A 21,617-nucleotide genomic window follows, 5' to 3' on the forward strand; every position below is an offset into this window, starting at 1 on the left:
AAAATATTTGCAGAAGCATTTTGACAAAACACTCCCAGTCGGTTTATAATAAATTCTGTATAAAAATTTTTGCTGCTGGCTAATAAAAATATAGCAGTAAAAGCGGAGGAGAATCACATGAAACAAGAGAAAAAACAGCCTGGCAAGCTGAAGATGCTTGCTGGCTATTACAAACCATATAGGGGATTATTTTTTGCAGATCTGTTTTTTGCATTTCTAGGGGCGGCAGTTACCCTTGTTATTCCATTGATGGTCCGCTATATTATGAATTCGGTAAGCGAGTTATCAGCGGTGGAGGCTAAGACTATCATTCTGAAAATAGGTGTGGGAATGCTGCTGCTGATCCTGGTGCAGCTAGGAAGCCGCTATTTTATCACCTATTATGGCCACATGATGGGTGCTTATATTGAGCACGATATGCGAAATGAGATCTTCAGCCATTATCAGAAGCTTTCTTTTGCATTCTACGATAACCAGAAGGTAGGACAGTTGCTTTCCCGTATTACAAGTGACCTTTTTGACATTACAGAGCTTCTTCATCATGGACCGGAGGATATTCTGATCTCCGTGATCAAGCTGTTCGGAGCGCTGATCATTCTCTTGAATGTAAAGCCGCAGATGGCGTTGCTGTGTTTTGCTGTTGTGATCATCATGTTGATCTACGCGCTGATCTACAATAAGAAAATGAAAAGTGCATTTAAAGAGAATCGTGTGCGCATGGGGGAGATCAATAGCCAGATTGAGGATAGCCTTTCCGGAATCAGGGTGGTAAAATCCTTTGGAAATGAGAAGCGTGAGATTGAGAAGTTCCGTAAAGGAAATGAGCGTTTCGTGGATTCTAAGCGTGTGACTTACCGCTATATGGCAGGCTATCATGCAGGAATGGATGCCTTTACTACATTGATCACGGTAACAGCACTTGTTTCCGGTGCTGTGTTCCTGGCATCTGGAAATTTAAGCGCTACAGACCTTGTGACATTTCTTTTGTATATCAATAATTTTACTGAGCCCGTTACGAAGCTGGTGAATTTCACTGAACAGTTCCAGAATGGTTACAGCGGTTATGACCGTTTCCTGGAAATGATGTCCATTGCACCGGATATTGAAGATGCACCGGATGCTGTGCCTATGGAACATGTGGATGGAGATATTCGTTTTGAGAATGTATCATTCCATTATGAAGACCATAATGAGAAGGTGCTTTCTAATGTGAATCTGGAAGTAAAGTCTGGTGACTATGTTGCTCTTGTAGGTACCTCAGGCGCCGGAAAGACTACTCTTTGCAGTCTGATCCCCAGATTTTATGATGTGTCATCAGGAGCAATCTATCTGGATGGAAAAGATATCCGTAAGATTAAACTGAAGGATCTGCGTGATCACATAGGAATCGTGCAGCAGGATGTGTATCTGTTTGCCGGAAATATTATGGAAAATATTCGCTATGGACGTCCGGATGCTACAGACGAGGATGTTATCAGGGCGGCTAAGCTGGCAAATGCTCATGATTTTATTATGGAAATGCCGGATAATTATGGTACAGATATTGGGCAGCGTGGAGTGAAGCTCTCTGGAGGACAGAAACAGCGTCTTTCCATTGCCAGAGCTTTTCTGAAGAATCCGCCTATTCTGATTTTTGATGAGGCAACATCTGCGCTGGATAATGAGAGTGAGAAGGTGGTTCAGGAATCGCTGGAGCGTCTTGCAAAGGACAGAACTACTTTTGTAATTGCTCACAGACTTTCTACAATTCGCAATGCCAGAAGAATCCTTGTCCTTACAGAGGATGGAATTGCAGAAGAGGGAACACATCAGGAACTGATGGATAAAGATGGCGTTTACGCAAAGCTGTGTAAAGCCGGCTTATAGGATACCAGGCGGGGGCGCCCCCCGCCACAGACTGGAGCCCGCCCAGCCTGTGGCTTTTTTCTTTATGATGTTTTTACGGTACAGAGCTTTCTTCTTTTCTCTTGCCTCTTGCCATCTTTGCGGGATACCATTTTTCGAACCACATTGTAAAAAATCCCATCAAGATTGGAACTAAATTGTTTACAATGATAAGCAGATTTCCAAACCCGGCTCTTCTGAGCAGAAAGGTCCAGACTGCTGTCAGTACATATAACAATCCCCATGCCGCTGCAAGAATATAATTTGTCTTCATGAAGAGAGGGTTTTGATGTGCACTTTCACCACCATAATTGTATTTTACATAAGCAGCGCATAAAGGTTCTTTTGTCAGGCATGAAAGTAGCCAGAACAATCCAAACACAAGATATCCTATATTTGTAGGAATATCTCCATTCCCGGTTACACTTGCTGCTGCGGAAAGTACAGCAACGGCTATCATAGAGAGTTGATCCCAGATCACAAATTCATGATTTCTCATAATAAACGGTATGCCTGCCACTACGATAAGAGTTATCAAAGCCCCCACTTTAGGAGCAATAGAAACAGCAATCCAAAAGGCAATCCATGGTATAAGCATTGTCATCATAGAAGGATTTTTCTTCTCAATCATGTTTGGAGATTTTTTCTCAGGATTTTTGACTGTAGATGTGCTTCCAAAGAATTTATCCCAATTGATCATCAAGGAGAAATCACCGGATACCGTATACATCTGTTTCCCCAATGCCTCTGCGCCACCAATTTCTCCACGAGAAATAGCTGACCATACAGAAAAAGGTGTATCAATGCGAGTAGTTGGAGAAAGGCTTCCATTTGTAAAAATCTGGCTTCCGGTCTTGTTAAGTCGAATCTGATACGTATGATCCAAATCGGTAAAATGTATCTCAAGTACGCGTTGTTTTCCGTCATAGGCGTCTTTATTGTAAAGAGCGGCCATTTGCCGGGTAAATACAAGATCCTCAGGTTCTTTCTCTCCGGTCGTTTTGTTAATACCCCAGCTGGCATCTGCCATTTTTTCAAATATATCTCTGGGATATAAAAGTGTATGGAGTACAGCATCTGTTTCTTTCGATATTGCTCCTGTCATTGCATATTCAGAGCCTGCACATTTTACTGCAGCAAGATATTCATTTGTTCTCACTGACAATTCCTTTACACGAAACAATTCTCCCTGACCGCAAAAAATGGTCGTATAATTTCCCCTGCCAAGGAAATGGTCAAACATCCGCAATACACTGTCATAATTTTCGTCTGCAGAATAAAAGCCACAGGTAGAGATTAATACGTGTCTCTTGCCTTCCATATCATATCTGGCATCATGACTGCCGCTTCCGTATCCGTCCTGCCTTGAACTCATAAAAGGAAGACTCATAGGAAGCTGACGATCAATCAAATTCTTTAACATACCGGGAACATTAAAATAGTACAGTGGAAAAGACCATAAAATTAGATCAGCACGAATCAGTTTTTTAATGACTGTTTGCATATCATCATTTATACAGCATCTCCCGGGTGTTTTCTGCCAGCATGCAAAGCATCCCTTACACGCACCTATATTCATTGAAGCTATATGCAGTTCATCAACAGATAACTCTTCTTTATTACTCGTACATCCGTTTTCCAAACCCTTAATAAAGCTGTATGCAAGCTTTAATGAATTACTCCTTTTGCCTTTTGGGCTTCCGTTGATCAGAAGTATCTTCATCTCTATGCCCTCCATTCATTTATTTCTGATAATGAAAGTGTACCCTTTCATACATGGATTGTCAACAAAACGCTATACTAGAGGGGTATGAAAAGATTGGCGAAAAACGTGGAATACAGATTGGTGAAAAGCAGGATGAATTGGATTTTACCTGCGTATTCCTGACAGTTCGTCTTCTATCCACTTATCTGTGTTGAAGTTGCTGTCAAAGAACCTGACGATCACGCCGTAAGGTTCTGTATCACTGTTGAATGCGTTGGCTTCATCGGTGTCAACGTGCATTGCCAGGTGATAATTTCTGTGGACTCTGACTACTACATCTGCGTAAATAAGTGCGCGTCCATAGCTTTTAGTCAGGACGAAGACTTCGTCGTTGTCTTTGATATGCAGGGCAAGTGCTTCATCCGGAGTCATGTGGATGTGGCGTTTGGCTACGATGACACCTCTGGGAATTTCGATATCCCCGCATGGACCGGATAAAATACAGCCGGGAGTTCCTTCGATATCACCGGACTGGCGTATCACGCTTGGAATCCCCAGTTTTCTGGTGTCTGTAAGGGACATTTCTACCTGCGTGTCGCTGCGGAAAGGACCGAGAAGTGCCATGTTTTCGAAAGTACCTTTCGGTCCTTTGACAGTCACTCGTTCCTGGCAAAGATATTGTCCGGGCTGGCTTAATTCTTTGATAAAATGTGGTTTGCTTCCTTCTCCGAATAATTTTTCAAAATCTTCCTGCGAGATATGCAGATGTCTGGCAGAAGTTTCTATAGGTATTTTGATGCTCATTTATTACAATACCCTCCCTCAATATGCTACTGTATATGTCTGTCTGACTTCCTGTTATCTGATGGAATGCAGAACAGTTATACTTATTGTTTAGTGTATCTCTTTAGCTGAAAAGATGCAATGTTTATCTTGCAAGAAGGACAATTGTTATTGTTCACTTGTCAATGTCATTTAGGTGGTTGTCATTTGGATATCACAGTCAACAGCAGATCACTTATTCTTAAGTGTAGCCCTCAGGAAAAAAGATGCAATATTTATTTGAAAAAATGGTCAGTGAAATAAAAAAATGAGTAACAAAAAAGAGATTAAAAAAAGAGATTTTACAGGTTTACAATCAATAGTGTTCTGGTCTATAATAGAAAAACAGACTGGAAAAATAATTTTAAATCTAACGAAACAGAACCAAACCGAACAAAAAACAGAATAAAACAATAATCTGATATCCGATAAGGGAAAAGAATATCAGAGGAATGACAAGAGAAGGATTATTGAATGAACAAAAAAAGATTTTCTGCATTGCGACTGATTCTTATTGTGTTTGTGATTGTGTTATTAGCAGGTATTGGTGTGACCGGAGAGAGAACTCTGAGAGAGCCAGTGGAGGTAAGAACACTTAGAAAGCAGCAGGTGACACAGTCAGATGAAGGACATCAGGAATATTATTTTGGACTTCTTAACGAGGATGAGCAGAGAGGCTATCGCGAGATTCTGGAGGGTATCAGGAGTTTTGAAGAGAAGTTTTACCTGTCTCTTTCCGGAGATGACGAGATAGACAGAGTGTATCATGCAGTGCTTAAGGATCATCCGGAGGTGTTCTGGGTACATAATCGTGAGAAGGTATATAAAACAACTTATACAGGCAGGGATTACTGCCAGTTTTCTCCGGGATATACTTATACAGAGGATGAGCGGCAGGAGATTTCGCAGGCTATGGAGAATGCATATCAGGAAGTTCTGGCGCAGATTCCAGAAGGTGCAGATGACTATACCAAGGTAATGACGGTTTACACGTATATCATAGACAATACCGATTATGTGGTTTCTGATGATGATCAGAGCATTGCGGGAACTTTCTGGAAAAAGCAGGCAGTGTGTGCAGGTTATGCGGGTGCGGTTCAGTATCTGCTGGAACGGCTGAATGTTCCATGTATTTATGTGGAGGGAGATGCTGCAAACAGTGATCAGGGACATGCATGGAATATTGTTCAGCTGAATGGACAGTATTATTATGTAGATGCTACAAATGGTGACCAGCCGGACTTCCTGGAAGGTGATGCCACAGTACTGGCAGAGCATAGGACGACGATTTATGATTATCTTTGCCCGTTTCCTCAGGAGTACGAGATGAATTATACGGCATCTGATGAGTTTGCAGTTCCGGCGTGTACGGCTACGGATATGAATTTCTATGTGAGAAACGGAGCTTGCTTTGACAGTTATGACTGGGACAGCGTATATGAGTTGTGTAAGCTGCGTATTGACAGTGATGCGGCTGTGGTGCGGTTTAAGTTTAGCGGCCAGGAAGCCTTTGATGAAGCGTATATGGATCTGATTGATAGTAATCGGATTCAGGATATTGCGAGATATTATATGGAAGTACACGGGTTATCACAGATTTCCTATCATTACGGTATAATTGACAATATGAAGACGCTGTATTCTATGTTTTAACCAAATCAAGTAAGTCCCCTGCGGAGGTTGCGAAGAGCAATAAGCAGTGGGTGGGGAATTGTTTGACTGACTAAGAATATGCGAGTGAGAGAAAAAGGAGTGATTAAAGTATGGGTGATATGACAGATGTATTTAATGGGGTTGTGAATATAACCGGAAATCTTCTGGATTCTGATTTTGTGAATCGTTTTACGATGGCGATTTTTGCAGTGATACTTGTATTTGGAATCCTGAATTGCGTGTTTGGATACCGCCTGCTCCGCTTTTGGATGATGATCGGAGGTTTCTTTGTAGGTGCGGGACTGGCGCTTATTGTTGTACATACAATGGGAATGCAGGAGAAATCCACGATGCTGATCGCAGCTTTGGCAACAGGTGTTGTGTTTGCGGTAATCGCATTTTTGATTTATAAGGCGGGTGTGTTTATACTTGCGGCAGGAATAGGCTGGGCTCTTAGTATTTATTTCCTTCATCCGACCAGTTCTGCGTCATTTTTTGCATGTATTCTTATTGGTGTAGCACTTGGTTCTATGGCGGTGAAATATTGCCGGGAGGTTCTGATTGTTGCAACCAGTCTGATCGGAGGTGTAATGTCAGGTGTTTCTCTGGCAAAACTTGGAAATCTGGAGGATATTCCGTATGGACTGGGAATGAGTGTGGGATTTGCAGTTCTGGGAATGCTGATTCAGTTTGCAATTAATAAACCGGTTTCAGATGAAGAGTATGCTGTTCAGGATGAATACAATACACAAGATCAGAGAATGCCACAAAATCCTGATATGCAGGGATATCGGCCGCAAGGCGAAAACAGAACAGAATATTCTGAGAAGATGCGTAACAGAGAGAAAAAATAATACGTTGCTCTGGAACGGAATGAACAGTAATGATGATGTTATCCGGGAGTTGCTGAGAATAGAATGCTCAGCAACATTTATGAAATAGATGAAAGAGAAAAATAATAGTAAAATTGTACGAATGTGAAGAAAGAAGGGGAAAGTGTAGATTTTACAGATTGTAAAATCTCCGCAGAAGTGAGAATGACAAATGTATCAGGAGAAAAAGTGAATAATCGTGCACAGGACTACTATAAGATGCTTTTATTTTTGAACGAATCTACAAATGATACGTTTCTTTTGTGGGATATGGAGCGAGATATCGTATACTTTTCCAGACAGCTCACTGTTCTGATCGGACAGGAGTATAAAGATGGAGTTCCGGATGATATTTTTGCATATAAACTGGAGATTATCAAAGATATTGTATACAGGAATGATATGCCAAAAGTTGAGCGGGCGATTCGCCATGTGACAAGAGGTACGGATGAACGGATGGACTTAAACTTCCGGTACGTGGATAAACATGGGAAAAAGTTCTGGGTTAACTGTCGGGGAAATGTTCTCAATGAAGGTGGTAAAGAGCAGCCATTGATGATAGGATGTCTGTCCAGAAGGGTTCTGTCAGAGAAGGTAGATATGCTGACGGGACTTATGAATTATAATAAAATGCTGGAGAATGTCGAAAAGGGGATAGCCAAGGGTAAAAGAGGTCATATGCTCATTCTGGGTATTGATGATTTCCGCGAGATCAATCAGCGTATGGGACGTGATTATGGTAATCAGGTGTTAAAGACGGTTGCTGAGGTTCTGGAAGAAATCAAGAATGAGAAAAGCAGTGTCTACAGAATGGATGGCGATCATTTTGGCGTGGATCTGGCAGGATGCAGTAAGAGAGAAACAGTGGATTTCTTTGAACGTCTTCAGAAACGGACAGAATCCATGTGCGAATTTTCAGGTGGAGCAGTATGCTATCCATATAATGAAAATGAGAAAGATATGAGTGCACTTGTCAGCTATGCTGAGAATGCGCTGATGCAGTCAAAGAAGAATGGAAAAAACAGACTTTCGTTCTTTTCTTCAGATGATTATAAGGAGAATGCGTCCAGAATGGAACTCCTGAAAGAGTTAAGAGAGAGTATCCGTAATAATTTTGAAGGCTTTGAATTATATTATCAGTTGCAGGTGACATCGAATGGATATCGCCTGAAAGGAGCAGAGGCGCTGCTTCGATATCATTCAAAGCAACGTGGCTTCATGTCTCCGGTTGTGTTTATTCCGCTGCTGGAACAGACAGAACTGATTATTCCTGTCGGGAAATGGGTAATGAGGCAGGCGTTTGCACAGTGCGCACTCTGGCGTAAGAAATATGGCGATTTTAATATCAGTATAAATATTTCCTATATTCAGCTGAAAGATAAATCGATTGTCCAGAATGTGATTAATGCAGCAAAAGAGGCAAAGCTTCCGGGAAATGCGATTACTCTGGAAGTTACGGAGAGTATGCAGCTGCAGGACTATAATTATTTCAACAGTATGTTCTACTATTGGAAAGAAAAAGGAATGCAGATTTCTATTGATGACTTTGGAACAGGATATTCTTCGCTGAGTTATCTGAAAGGGCTGGAGGTAGATGAGGTTAAGATTGACCGGTGTTTTGTAAGACAGATACATAAGAGCTCTTATAATTACAGATTACTCAGTAATATGCTGGAACTTACACAGGAAGCACAGATTCGTGTCTGCTGTGAGGGCGTTGAGGAAGAAGAGGAACTGCGTTGTCTGGATACACTTTCTCCGGAACTGATACAGGGATATTTCTTTGGAAAACCGATGTCGGCTGATGAATTTGAAAGTACCTGTCTGGCTACAGAAGGCTCTTATAATAAATTTGTTACGGAACTTCGCAAGCGTTATCATGATCATCCGGTTTCTGCCCGGACACCGGAGTCTGCTTCTACAGAGAGTATCGAATATAAGAATATTCTGGACAGCCTGAAATCTATCATTTATGTGGTGGATAAAGAGAATCTTGAAATTCTCTACATGAACGCAGAGGCAAAGAAGATTACGGGGATTTATAATTATCTCGGATGCAAATGCTTTCAGGTTTTTACCGGACGTGCAGAACAGTGTGAAGAATGTGCGATGAATAATTCAGAAGATGTTGTAAATATTACCAGCAAAATGTTCTATGATCTTTATGGAAGAAAGATGTATGTCAGTGAGAAGAATATTCTATGGCATCAACGAGAGGCAAGGCTAATCACAGCACTGCCTGTAGACGGAAAAGATGGACCGCTTAATCAGAAACTGAATCAGGATCTTTATGTGGCGGAGAAAATCATACAGATGTATGAACTTGTGCAGAGTGGTGAGAAAGACGACGGAATTCTGGAAAAACTGGTGACTTTTACAGGAAAGTATTATCAGGCTGACAGAGCATCCCTTTTCCTTTGGGACGAGAGCCTGGAGTTGTGGGAAGATGTTGCGACTTATCATGATCAGGGTGTAATGGATAAGGAACGCTATCTCGAGGTTACGACTCAGGCGAAGATACAGCCATGGCTTGATTATATCCGGAAAAACAAAGTAATCTATATCAAAGACAGAGAGTCTTTGAAGGAGATTGATGAAACTTTGTATAAAGGTTTCCTTAAACAGGATGCGCAGAGTTGTCTGTTATGTGGAATCTGGCATGAAGAGCAACTGTTGGGAGTTATAAGTATAGATAATCCGGAAATGGTTGTGGACAGGCTGGCATTACTTTGCAAGACAGCATTTCTGGTTGAACAGGTGTTGCTTCATAATCTGGATAACAATGGCGCAAGAATGATGCTTCATAAACTTGTGGAGAATAAATTGAATCATAATATCTTGTCTGTTTCGGGCGTGGGGCTGTGGCAGATGAAGATTGACAAGATGACAGGAGATACCACAATCCTTGTAGATGAGAATATGAAGAAACTCCTGGGTGTGGACAAGGACGCGGATCCGGAAAAATGTTACCAGGCGTGGGTCAATAACATAGCGGAAGAGTATCTGGATTATGTAAAGGATGCAAGAGACACGATGATGGTCACAGATAAGACGGCACAGATTGAATATAAAGGATTTTCTCCACAGCATGGCAAGGTGACGATCCGGTGTGTGGGAACAAAGACTTCTGAGAATGAAGCAGTTGTGACGATTGATGGTTATTACCGTATTTTGGAAGATATGCTTCAGATTCGTAAATAAATAAAAAAATACGACATAGGACAGAAAGGACAGGCGTGATAAGATGTCAAAAGAGGCTAAGACAAATGCAATGAGAATGCTGGACAGACAGAAAGTAAAGTATGAGGCATTTTCTTATGAATGTGATGAATTTATTGATGGAATTCACAGTGCGGATAAGATAGGCGCACCTTATGATCAGTCTTTCAAGACTCTGGTCATGGAAGGAAAGAGCGGCAGTTATTTCGTATTTGTAGTTCCGATTGAGAAAGAAGTAGACCGTAAAGCGGCTGCGAAAGCTGTCGGTGAGAAAACAGTGGATATGATTCATGTGAAGGATATCACAAAGATCACAGGGTATGTGCGAGGCGGCTGCAGCCCGCTGGGAATGAAGAAACCTTACCCGGTAGTATTTGATGCTTCAGCAGGAAACTTTGGGGAAATCTATGTCAGTGGCGGACGCATTGGTCTGACGCTGAAAGTTCCGCTGGCAGATCTTCTGAAGGTGACAGGTGGAAAACTTGCTGAGATTACTGCATAGAACAATATGTTGTGAGAATTCAGTATACAAAAACAGACAAGGTATATGAAGCCCAAATAGGCGGACGAATGTACCTTGTCTGTTTTATATTATTAGATAAAGCTATTTATATAAAATATCGAAATTAGTTATCAGAAGCATCTTCCTCATTGATCTCGAATACATGACGTTTCTTAGCCATTTCATCACTTGCCAGGTATTCGTCATAAGTAGTGATCTTGTCAATCATTGTTCCGTTTGGAAGAATTTCCATGATACGGTTAGCTGTTGTCTGAACAAACTGATGGTCATGGGATGTGAAAAGGATAACACCCGGGAATTTGATCAGTCCGTTGTTTAATGCTGTGATGCTCTCCATATCCAGATGATTGGTAGGCTCATCAAGAATCAGGATATTAGCGCCGGAAATCATCATCTTGGAAAGAAGACAGCGAACTTTCTCACCACCGGAAAGTACACGTACACGTTTGATACCGTCTTCACCAGGGAAAAGCATACGTCCGAGGAAACCACGTACATAAGTAGCATCCTTGATCTCGGAATACTGTGTCAGCCAGTCTGTGATTGTAAGGTCGTTATCAAACTCTGCTGTATTGTCTTTCGGGAAATATGCCTGTGATGTTGTAACACCCCATTTGTAATTTCCTTCATCCGGTTCCATCTCTCCGACAAGGATACGGAACAGAGTTGTGATTGCCTGCTCGTTTGCACCAACGAAAGCAACTTTGTCGTCATGTCCGAGTGTAAAGGAAATATTATCCAGAACCTTTACGCCATCAATGGTTTTGGAAAGATTTTCTACCATAAGAACTTCGTTACCGATCTCGCGGTTTGGACGGAAGTCGATGTATGGGTATTTACGGCTGGATGGACGCATGTCATCAAGCTGAATCTTCTCCAGGGCACGCTTACGGGAGGTAGCCTGTTTGGACTTGGAAGCGTTGGCGCTGAATCGGGAAATAAATTCCTGAAGTTCTTTGATCTTTTCTTCTTTCTTCTTGTTGGCTTCTTTCATCTGTTTGATAAGGAGCTGGCTGGACTCAAACCAGAAGTCGTAGTTTCCGGCATAGAGCTGAATCTTACCATAGTCGATATCTGCTGTATGAGTACATACCTTATTTAAGAAGTAACGGTCATGGGATACAACGATAACTGTGTTGTCAAAGTTGATCAGGAATTCTTCAAGCCATTCGATTGCCGGCAGGTCAAGGTGGTTAGTAGGCTCATCGAGAAGAAGAATATCCGGGTTACCAAACAGAGCCTGAGCAAGAAGTACTTTGACCTTCTGGCTACCTGTAAGGTCTGCCATCTGGGAATAATGGAATTCTGTGTCGATTCCGAGACCATTCAGAAGAGTAGCGGCATCGGATTCTGCTTCCCATCCGTTCATCTCTGCAAATTCACCTTCCAGTTCGCTGGCACGGATACCGTCTTCATCTGTGAAGTCTGCTTTTGCATAGATGGCATCTTTTTCTTTCATGATCTCATACAGTCTCTGGTTACCCATGATAACAGTATCCAGAACAGTATATGCATCATATTTGAAGTGGTCCTGCTGCAGGAAAGAAAGACGCTGACCTGGTGTGATGACTACATCACCGTTGGTAGGCTCTAACTGTCCGGAAAGAATTTTAAGGAAGGTAGACTTACCGGCACCATTTGCACCGATGAGACCATAGCAGTTACCTTCTGTAAATTTGATATTTACATCTTCAAAGAGCGCTTTTTTACCTACGCGCAAAGTAATATTGTTTGCTGAAATCATATCATACCTCGTTTTGTAAAATCGTTCTTATTTATACATAACCGCTTATCATTGTACCGTAAACTGAAAAATTTGCAACAGTTTTTTGCTTTTTTGGGTTCTTTTGTTTACAAAAAAAAGAAGCACTGGTATAATAAGAGACAAAATAGGTCTCTTAGTGGCATAAACAAAGAGGCGTTGACAAATGAAATCAGGCATTGCTTGAGAATGGAGAGAATGCCAGTGGCTGACTATCGTATAGTGCAGTGAACTGTGCAGCAAAGTAAGATAATGAAGTAGATAATATGTAAAGAATGAATTTATAGAGAGGTTGCAAGGACTATGTTTATTACGAGAGAGTGTGATTATGCGGTGCGTGTAGTGCGTGCGCTTTGGGGAGAGAGCAGGCTGAGCGTATCAGATATCTGTGAGAAGGAATCAGTGACCGCACCTTTTGCTTATAAGATTCTGAAGAAACTTCAGAAAGCGGAGATCGTTAAAGGGTACAGAGGCGTGCATGGAGGCTATTCCCTGAATGAGGGACTGGATGAACTGACATTGTATGATATCTATTCGGCAATCGATCCGGAGATGTTCATTATTGAATGTCTGGATCCGAAATATAGCTGCATCAGGGACGGGCAGAACGGTATGCCATGTCTGGTACATAAAGAACTGGTACGTGTACAGGATGAACTGGTGAATCTTCTTAAAAGAAAAACAATACAGCAGATTATGGAGGAGGCATAATGCCTCCTCTTTATATTTTTATAACGTTAATTTCTTTATACATGATTTAGGGATAAGCGTTTGTATTTCTGAAATACATTGTCAATCGGATAAAATCATCCGCTTCCGCTACGTAGCTCTACACCGAATAACTGCTTCTCTGTTTATCAGGACTTGCTTGTACCCCTCCTGATACAAGCAAGTCCCCACCCACTACTTATTGCTCTTCGCAACCTCCGCAGGGGACTTACTTGATTCGGTTAAAAAAACAAAGCCATAGCAGTGTGACTGTAAATTGTTATAAATACATAAAGTTAGATAAAGGTAACTCGAAAAGATATACATATTCACATCTAAAATAAGATAAAATCCCTGTTTTGTACCTCATAAGATACAAAATATGCCAAAACAAATTGGACATAACCAAAAGATTATGCTATAATTTACAATGAAATTTAGGGCATACCATATATATGTCTTAAAATAATATAATTTTCATCAACCTTTAAGGAGGAAAAACAAACTATGGCAAGAAAGATGAAAACCATGGATGGTAACCATGCAGCTGCTCATGCTTCTTATGCATATTCAGATGTAGCCGCTATTTATCCTATCACCCCTTCATCTGTTATGGCGGAAGCAACAGACGAGTGGGCAACCCAGGGAAGAAAGAACATTTTCGGACAGGAAGTTCAGGTAACTGAAATGCAGTCTGAAGCTGGTGCAGCCGGCGCAGTTCACGGATCTCTGGCAGCTGGTGCTTTAACAACAACTTATACAGCTTCTCAGGGTCTGTTACTTATGATCCCGAACCTTTATAAAATCGCTGGTGAGCAGTTACCTGCAGTATTCAACGTATCTGCACGTGCTCTTGCTTCTCACGCGCTTTCAATCTTCGGTGATCATTCCGACGTTATGGCCTGTCGTCAGACTGGATGCGCAATGCTTTGCGAATCTTCTGTACAGGAAGTTATGGACTTAACACCTGTTGCTCACCTTGCAGCAATCAAAGGTAAAGTTCCGTTCATCAACTTCTTCGACGGATTCCGTACATCTCACGAAATCCAGAAGATCGAAACATGGGATTATGAAGATCTTAAGGATATGGCAGATCTGGAAGCAATCGCTGAATTCCGTAATCATGCCCTGAATCCAAATCACCCATGCCAGAGAGGTTCAGCTCAGAACCCTGATATCTTCTTCCAGGCAAGAGAAGCATGTAACCCATACTATGATGCTCTTCCGGCAGTAGTTCAGGAATACATGGACAAAGTTAACGCTAAGATCGGTACAGATTACAAATTATTCAACTACTACGGAGCTGCTGATGCAGAACACGTAATCGTTGCTATGGGATCTGTAAACGATACAATTGAAGAGACAATCGACTACCTTGCAGCAGCAGGAAAGAAAGTCGGTGTTGTTAAAGTTCGTCTTTACAGACCATTCTGCGCACAGGCACTCATCGATGCAATTCCGGATTCTGTAAAACAGATTACAGTTCTTGACAGAACTAAAGAGCCGGGTGCACTTGGCGAGCCACTGTACCTTGACGTTGTAGCATCATTAAAAGACAGCAAATTCGGCGGCGTAAAAGTATTCTCCGGACGTTATGGTTTAGGTTCCAAAGATACTACACCTGCACAGATCGTAGCTGTTTATGAGAACACTGCTAAAGAAAAATTCACAATCGGTATCGTTGATGATGTTACTAACCTTTCCCTTGAGACAGGTGCTCCGATCGTAACAACTCCTGAAGGAACAACAAACTGTAAATTCTGGGGTCTGGGAGCTGATGGTACAGTAGGTGCCAACAAGAACTCCATCAAGATCATCGGTGACAACACAGACATGTACGCACAGGCTTACTTTGATTATGACTCCAAGAAGTCTGGTGGTGTTACAATGTCCCACTTACGTTTTGGTAAGAAACCGATCAAATCCACATACCTGATCCACAAAGCAAACTTCGTAGCATGTCACAATCCATCCTACGTAAACAAATACAACATGGTTCAGGAACTTGTTGATGGCGGTACATTCCTCCTTAACTGTGCTTGGGATATGGAAGGTCTTGAGAAACATTTACCAGGACAGGTTAAAGCATTCATCGCTAACCACAATATCAAATTCTACACAATTGACGGTGTTAAGATCGGTATTGAAACAGGCATGGGACCAACACGTATCAACACAATCCTTCAGTCTGCATTCTTCAAACTTACAGGAATCATTCCGGAAGAGCAGGCAATCGACCTTATGAAAGCTGCTGCTAAGGCAACATACGGACGTAAGGGTGATGATGTCGTTCAGAAGAACTGGGCTGCTATCGATGCAGGTGCTAAACAGGTTGTTGAGATCACAGTTCCGGAAAGCTGGAAAGATGCTGAGGACGAAGGTCTTCATATGACTCATGCAACAGAAGGACGTCAGGATGTTATTGATTTCGTTAACAATATCCAGGCTAAAGTTAATGCTCAGGAAGGTAACTCCTTACCTGTATCTGCATTCAAGGATTATGTAGATGGTACTACACCATCAGGTTCTTCTGCATATGAGAAACGTGGTATCGCAGTTAACGTTCCTGTATGGAATCCTGAAAACTGTATCCAGTGTAACAGATGTGCTTATGTCTGCCCACATGCAGTTATCCGTCCTGTAGCTCTGACAGCTGAGGAAGCAGCTAATGCTCCTGAAGGCATGAAGACATTAGACCTTACAGGTATGAAAGAATACAAATTCACAATGTCCGTATCCGCACTTGACTGTACAGGATGTGGTTCTTGTGTAAACGTTTGCCCAGGTAAGAAGGGTGCGAAAGCACTTGCTATGGAAAACCTTGAAGCAAGCGAAAACGAGCAGAAATACTTTGACTACACAGTGAAACTGCCGGTTAAAGAAGATGTTATCGCTAAATTTAAAGAAGCAACTGTTAAAGGCAGCCAGTTCAAACAGCCTCTGCTTGAGTTCTCAGGAGCTTGTGCAGGATGTGGTGAAACACCATACGCTAAACTGATCACTCAGCTGTTCGGTGACAGAATGTACATTGCAAACGCAACAGGATGTTCCTCTATCTGGGGTAACTCCTCACCATCTACACCATATACAGTAAACGCTAAGGGACAGGGTCCTGCATGGTCTAACTCTCTGTTCGAAGATAACGCTGAGTTTGGTTATGGTATGCTTCTTGCTCAGAGAGCTATCCGTGATGGCTTAAAAGCAAAAGTTGAAGATGTTGTTGCTAACGGAACAAATGAAGACGTTAAAGCAGCTGGTCAGGAATGGCTGGATACATTTGCTGTAGGTGCTACAAACGGTGCTGCTACAGACAAACTTGTTGCTGCTCTTGAAGCTTGCGGATGTGACAAAGCAAAAGAAATCCTTGCTCAGAAAGACTTCCTCGCTAAGAAATCCCAGTGGATCTTCGGTGGTGACGGATGGGCTTACGATATCGGATTCGGTGGTGTTGACCATGTTCTCGCAAGCGGACGTGATATTAACGTAATGGTATTCGATACAGAGGTTTACTCCAACACAGGCGGACAGTCTTCTAAGTCTACACCAACAGGTGCTATCGCTCAGTTCGCTGCAGGCGGTAAAGAGACTAAGAAGAAAGATATGGCTTCCATCGCTATGAGCTATGGCTATGTATACGTTGCTCAGATCTCCATGGGTGCTGACTTCAACCAGACTGTAAAAGCTATTGCAGAGGCTGAGGCTTATCCGGGACCATCTCTGATCATCGCTTACGCTCCATGTATCAACCATGGTATCAAGAAAGGTATGGCAAAAGCTCAGACAGAGGAAGAATTAGCAGTTAAGGTTGGATACTGGCACAACTTCAGATTCAACCCGGCAGCAGAAGGAAACAAGTTCTCTCTTGATTCCAAGGCTCCGAGCATGGAAGATTATCAGGCATTCCTTGACGGTGAGGTTCGTTACAACTCTCTGAAACGTCAGAATCCTGAGAAGGCTGCAAGACTGTTTGCTAAGAATGAGGCTGAGGCTAAAGCCAGATATGAATATCTGCAGAAGCTGATCGCTCTTCATAGTGCTGAATAATCTTTTCGGTTTTTGAACGACTGTAAACAAGTTTATAAATCATTAAAAAATAAATAGATAGAGCTATTTATAGTGTCCAGACGATATATGTGGGCCGCGGTACTTTTTGTATCGCGGTCCTTTTTATAAGGGACGTCAGAAAATGAAATAACTTCTGGGGCTCAGTTTCGGAACCACTGAATTTCTAAGCATTTGAAAAGCCACTAAAAGCATTCAGAAATCGCTCAAACTCGCCTGCGGCTCAGACAGTGAGCGATTTCTGAATAACGCGGCTTTCCAAATACTAAGAAATTCAATGAACCCTCAAAATTCGCCCCAGAAGTTATTTCATTTCCTGACTGGATACTGGCTGATTTAAATACTTTCGTTGTTCTTAAACAATAAAATAATGTTGGCTATAAATTTGACAAGTATTGGATATTTGTCTATAATCAGTGAGAACTCTATAACTCGGTTTAGAATGATAGAATATGAAGGAGCGGTTATGAGGAGATTTGTGAGCAGGGATAGTAAGAAGGATTTCTATTTATTATATACGCTTGTATTTGGGGTTATTGCGGGGTTTATTTATTATCAATTTGCGGGGAATGGGAAGTCTTTGGTGTGGAGTCATGATGGGATTCCGCAGCATTTGAATTCGCTGGCTTATTATGGACGGTATCTGAGAGAGGTTCTTCATACAGTTTTTGTGGAGCATAAGCTGGAATTGCCTATGTGGGATATGAATATCGGGTATGGTTCGGATATTCTTACGACGCTGCATTATTATGTGATCGGGGATCCGCTGACTTTGTTGTCTGTGTTTGTGCCGGCGGATAAGACGGAGATTTTGTATGAGGTTCTGATTTTTCTGAGGATTTATCTGGCGGGGATTTCGTTTAGTATTTTTTGTTTTTATCATAAGAATCCGAAGCAGGCAACGTTTATGGGGACGTTGATCTATATTTTTGCGGGATGGACGATTTATGCGGCTATGAAGCATCCGTATTTTTCCAACCCTATGATTTATCTGCCATTGGTTCTGATGGGGATTGATAAGATTTATAAGAGGGAGAAGCCATGGCTGTTTATCTGGGCGACTGCGGTTTCAGCTATGTCGAATTTCTATTTCTTTTATATGATCTGTATTTTTATGTTTATTTATGCGGCTTTCCGGTATTTTGGAATTTTCAGCGAGAGAAGTGTGAAGGATGTTCTGGGATGGCTGGTGAAGTTTATTGGGTATTATGCGGTGGCTTTGATGATCGCGGCGGTTATTTTTCTGCCGGTGATCATGACGCTTTTTGGTACGGACAGGTTTCAGGCTGAGAATTATGTGCCTCTTTTATATGATAGGATTTATTATGAGAAATATCTGGGTGATCTGATCGGGGAGAATATGATCCAATGGGGGGTTGCCGGGTATTCTGCTGTTGCTATGGCAGGTGTGTTTGTGCTTTTTTCCAGGAAGAAGAAGTACCTGGATCTGAAATTGGGATTTGGGCTGTTGAATCTGTTTTTACTGGTGCCTTTTGCAGGGCATGCGCTCAATGGTTTCTCCTATGTGTCCAACAGGTGGATCTGGGCTTATGGGATGATGATCGCATATATTTTTGTGAAGGCGTATCCTGAGCTGTTTACTCTGACTGTGAGGGAAAAGAAGAAGATTTTTGTTATGGTCGTGGCGTATTGTGTGCTGGCATTGTTTGCGAAGGCTGCCAGGACGCAGAGAAATATGGCCGGTGTGCTGGTTCTGGTATTGGCTGTGTTTACGGTTACTTCTTTTGGAAATATTTTTCTGCAGGGGAAGTATATGTGCGGGCTTCTCAGTGCTTTGCTTGTGGTGAGCATTATGTTGAATGTTTCTTATCAGTATTCTTATGAGAAGGATTATCTGTCGGAGTTTGCAGCCGAAGAGGAGTCACTGGATAAGCTGGAGTCGAATACGGATAAAGCGGTTCTTGCTGCCGGGGATTCAGGTGTCTATCGTTATGATCAGTATGGGGCATTGCCCTATGATAATACTTCTATGTATATGGGTACGAACAGTACTGCTTATTATTTCAGTCTTGCAAACAGCAGTATCAGTGATTTTTTCAGCGAGATGTATCTGAATACACCATGGGAACAGCATTATGAGAATCTGGACGGAAGGACGATCCTGGACAGGCTGGCTTCTGTGAAGTATTTTGTGATAAGTGGTGATAATTTTCGCTATCTTTCCTATGGATATAACAGGGAGAAGGGTTCTGCAGGAAAGGGAAAAAGTGAGTGCAGGGCTTATGAGAATGAGAATGCACTGCCTCTGGGTTATACTTATGACAGCTATATTCCTGTATCGGAATATGAGAAAATGGATGTGGTAAAAAAGCAGCAGGCTCTGATGGACGGTGTGGTGCTTGAGGAGAGTACACTGCCTGAGGCATCTGTTGATGCTGATGATGAGAATATTCAATATCGTATGGAGGCAGGGGATGGTTGTGCTCTGTCTAAGGGAGCAATCAGGGTGACGAAGGAAGGGGCACAGCTGAAGCTTGTGTTCCATGGCCTTACGGACAGTGAGAATTATCTGATCGCAGATAATCTGGATTATGACAGTCTTTCACCGAGGGAACTGATTGGTAACAGTCAGTGGAAGAAGATGTCTGAGTATGACCAAAATAAGGTTCTTGATGAGGACAGCCAGTGGCGGTACTGGAAGGAGTCAAAGGAAGCGGCTATGACGGTCAGTTCCAATGATGTGACCAAGACCATAAAGATTTTTACGGATAAGTATAATGCCTACAGTGGACGGCATGATTTTCTCTGTAATATGGGATATTCCAGATCAGGGGTTCGTACTATGACAATCACCTTTGCCAATACAGGTGTTTATACCTATGATAAATTAAGGGTTGTCAGCCAGCCGGTACAGGGGATTGAGGCAAAGACTGTGAAGCTGGGTGAAGAAGCTCTCGAGAATGTAAAAATGGGAACAAATGAGATCGCAGGGAATATCAGTATTTCCAAAAAGAAAGCTCTTGTATTGTCTGTCCCGTACAGTAAAGGATTTACAGCTTATGTGGATGGCAAAGAAACAAAGCTTCAGAAGGCAAATACCATGTTTATGGCGTTGGAACTCGAACCTGGTTCCCATGAAATACGATTGACGTATTGTACACCATATTTAAAGGCAGGCCTGGCACTCAGTCTGGCTGGCTTAGTGGTTTATTTTATGTTGGTGGCCGTTCGAAGAAAAAAACGTTGCTGAGAATGGAATAATGGACTTTTCTGTAAAGTCGTGTATAATAGAACAGGTAGTTTAGATTCAAAGTTTTATTGCTACAGGCAATTTGAAATGGAATTGCAATAGTTATGTTGCTGATGACAAAGTAAACAGCAGCGGATTATAATTAAAAATGAGGAATGACATCATGAGTAAATTATCAGTAGTGCTTCCGGCATATAATGAAGAATTAATGGTAGGAAAAACCTGTCGTGTGCTGGCGGAAGTCCTTACGAAGGCAGAGATTCCCTATGAACTGGTTGTGGTAAACGATGGCTCCGGTGACCGGACATGGGAAGAGATTCAGAAAGCAGGAGAAAAGGACGCAAATGTAACAGGTGTACTTTTTTCGAGAAATTTTGGAAAAGAGGCAGCGATTTTTGCAGGACTGGCACAGGCCAGTGGCGATGTAGTTGCTGTTATGGACTGTGATCTGCAGCATCCGCCCCAGACGCTTATTGAGATGTACAGATTGTGGCAAAATGGATATGAAGTAATCGAGGGCATAAAAGCGGACAGAGGAAAAGAAGGCTTTTTACATAAAGAATGTGCCGGCTTCTTCTATGATATTATGTCAAAGGCTACGAGAGTTAATATGAAGGATGCATCTGATTTTAAGATGATGGACAGGAAGGCGGTGGACAGCATTCTGTCAATGCCTGAGCGGAATATGTTCTTTCGTGCTACTTCTTCCTGGGTGGGATATAAGACCACAAGTGTAGAATTTGAAGTGCAGGAAAGAGAAGCTGGTGTTTCCAAATGGTCTCCCTGGGCACTAGTGAAGTATGCGTTTACGAATATTGTGGCATTTACGACAGTTCCGCTGCAGTTTGTTACGATCACAGGTTTGCTTTGTTTTATCTGCTCTGTGATTCTTATGATCTATTCACTGGTTCAGTATTTTACAGGTTCCGCTGTGGAGGGATATACGACTTTGCTGATGGTTCTGCTTCTGGTGGGCAGTGCCATGATGATCAGTCTTGGAATCATTGGATATTATATTTCCAAGATTTATGAAGAGGTAAAGCGCAGACCGCGATATATTATTTCCAAAGTTATTAAAAAGGGAAGAGAACATAATTAATCATTACAAACGAAAGATATTGCAATCGTGCCATATGTTTGAACTGGTGTACCACCAAGTTGAACATACGATCAGGTATATAACTATGAATATATTT

The 21,617-nt window shown here is 42.0% G+C and carries 12 protein-coding genes; 9 read left to right on the top strand and 3 right to left on the bottom strand.

The window, feature by feature from the left end:
* The first annotated feature begins 117 nt into the window (after window positions 1-117).
* Window positions 118-1,866: an ABC transporter ATP-binding protein gene (locus WKT11_RS02845; protein ID WP_118590346.1), complete on the top strand. Its 1,749-nt coding sequence runs from the start codon at window positions 118-120 to the stop codon at window positions 1,864-1,866.
* Window positions 1,867-1,939: 73 nt separating this feature from the next.
* Here the strand turns inward: WKT11_RS02845 and WKT11_RS02850 are convergent, their stop codons facing one another.
* Together WKT11_RS02850 and WKT11_RS02855 are read right to left on the bottom strand one after the other, a co-directional pair.
* The gene (locus WKT11_RS02850; protein ID WP_340282411.1) at window positions 1,940-3,607 is read right to left on the bottom strand and encodes a flavodoxin family protein; all 1,668 of its coding nucleotides are present in this window, start codon (window positions 3,605-3,607) and stop codon (window positions 1,940-1,942) included.
* 147 nt (window positions 3,608-3,754) lie between these two features.
* Window positions 3,755-4,393 carry a PduL/EutD family phosphate acyltransferase gene (locus WKT11_RS02855; protein WP_117674660.1) on the bottom strand — a complete coding sequence of 213 codons (639 nt, stop codon included), beginning with the start codon at window positions 4,391-4,393 and terminating at the stop codon, window positions 3,755-3,757.
* 492 nt (window positions 4,394-4,885) lie between these two features.
* Here WKT11_RS02855 and WKT11_RS02860 point away from each other — a divergent pair, with 492 nt between their 5' ends.
* The 4 genes from WKT11_RS02860 to ybaK all read left to right on the top strand — a co-directional run bounded on the left by WKT11_RS02860 (window position 4,886) and on the right by ybaK (window position 10,657).
* The gene (locus WKT11_RS02860) at window positions 4,886-6,064 is read left to right on the top strand and encodes a transglutaminase domain-containing protein (RefSeq protein WP_340282416.1); all 1,179 of its coding nucleotides are present in this window, start codon (window positions 4,886-4,888) and stop codon (window positions 6,062-6,064) included.
* A gap of 110 nt (window positions 6,065-6,174) precedes the next feature.
* Complete coding sequence (locus WKT11_RS02865; protein ID WP_118629268.1) at window positions 6,175-6,918, top strand: TMEM198/TM7SF3 family protein; 744 nt, start codon at window positions 6,175-6,177, stop codon at window positions 6,916-6,918.
* A gap of 123 nt (window positions 6,919-7,041) precedes the next feature.
* Window positions 7,042-10,137: a bifunctional diguanylate cyclase/phosphodiesterase gene (locus WKT11_RS02870; RefSeq protein ID WP_118590352.1), complete on the top strand. Its 3,096-nt coding sequence runs from the start codon at window positions 7,042-7,044 to the stop codon at window positions 10,135-10,137.
* Window positions 10,138-10,180: 43 nt separating this feature from the next.
* Window positions 10,181-10,657, top strand: a complete 477-nt coding sequence (gene ybaK / locus WKT11_RS02875; RefSeq protein ID WP_118246915.1) for a Cys-tRNA(Pro) deacylase — start codon at window positions 10,181-10,183, stop codon at window positions 10,655-10,657.
* Between the two features lie 124 nt (window positions 10,658-10,781).
* Here ybaK and WKT11_RS02880 read toward each other — a convergent pair whose 3' ends face one another.
* Complete coding sequence (locus tag WKT11_RS02880) at window positions 10,782-12,422, bottom strand: ABC-F family ATP-binding cassette domain-containing protein (RefSeq protein ID WP_117674655.1); 1,641 nt, start codon at window positions 12,420-12,422, stop codon at window positions 10,782-10,784.
* A gap of 321 nt (window positions 12,423-12,743) precedes the next feature.
* Between WKT11_RS02880 and WKT11_RS02885 the strand changes: the two genes are divergently transcribed.
* The 4 genes from WKT11_RS02885 (at window position 12,744) to WKT11_RS02900 (ending at window position 21,520) form a co-directional block, all read left to right on the top strand.
* A complete protein-coding gene (locus tag WKT11_RS02885) occupies window positions 12,744-13,151 on the top strand; it encodes an RrF2 family transcriptional regulator (RefSeq protein ID WP_117674654.1) in 408 nt (135 codons plus the stop codon).
* A gap of 504 nt (window positions 13,152-13,655) precedes the next feature.
* Window positions 13,656-17,192, top strand: a complete 3,537-nt coding sequence (nifJ, locus tag WKT11_RS02890) for a pyruvate:ferredoxin (flavodoxin) oxidoreductase (RefSeq protein WP_340282426.1) — start codon at window positions 13,656-13,658, stop codon at window positions 17,190-17,192.
* A gap of 484 nt (window positions 17,193-17,676) precedes the next feature.
* On the top strand, window positions 17,677-20,421 hold the full coding sequence (locus WKT11_RS02895) for a YfhO family protein (RefSeq protein ID WP_117674652.1): 2,745 nt from the start codon (window positions 17,677-17,679) through the stop codon (window positions 20,419-20,421).
* A gap of 163 nt (window positions 20,422-20,584) precedes the next feature.
* Window positions 20,585-21,520 (top strand): glycosyltransferase family 2 protein, encoded by a 936-nt coding sequence (locus WKT11_RS02900; protein WP_117674651.1) that lies wholly within the window; start codon window positions 20,585-20,587, stop codon window positions 21,518-21,520.
* Window positions 21,521-21,617: the final 97 nt, after the last annotated feature.

Source organism: Blautia sp. HCN-1074 (assembly GCF_037890165.1).
Taxonomy (GTDB): Bacteria; Bacillota; Clostridia; order Lachnospirales; family Lachnospiraceae; genus Blautia_A.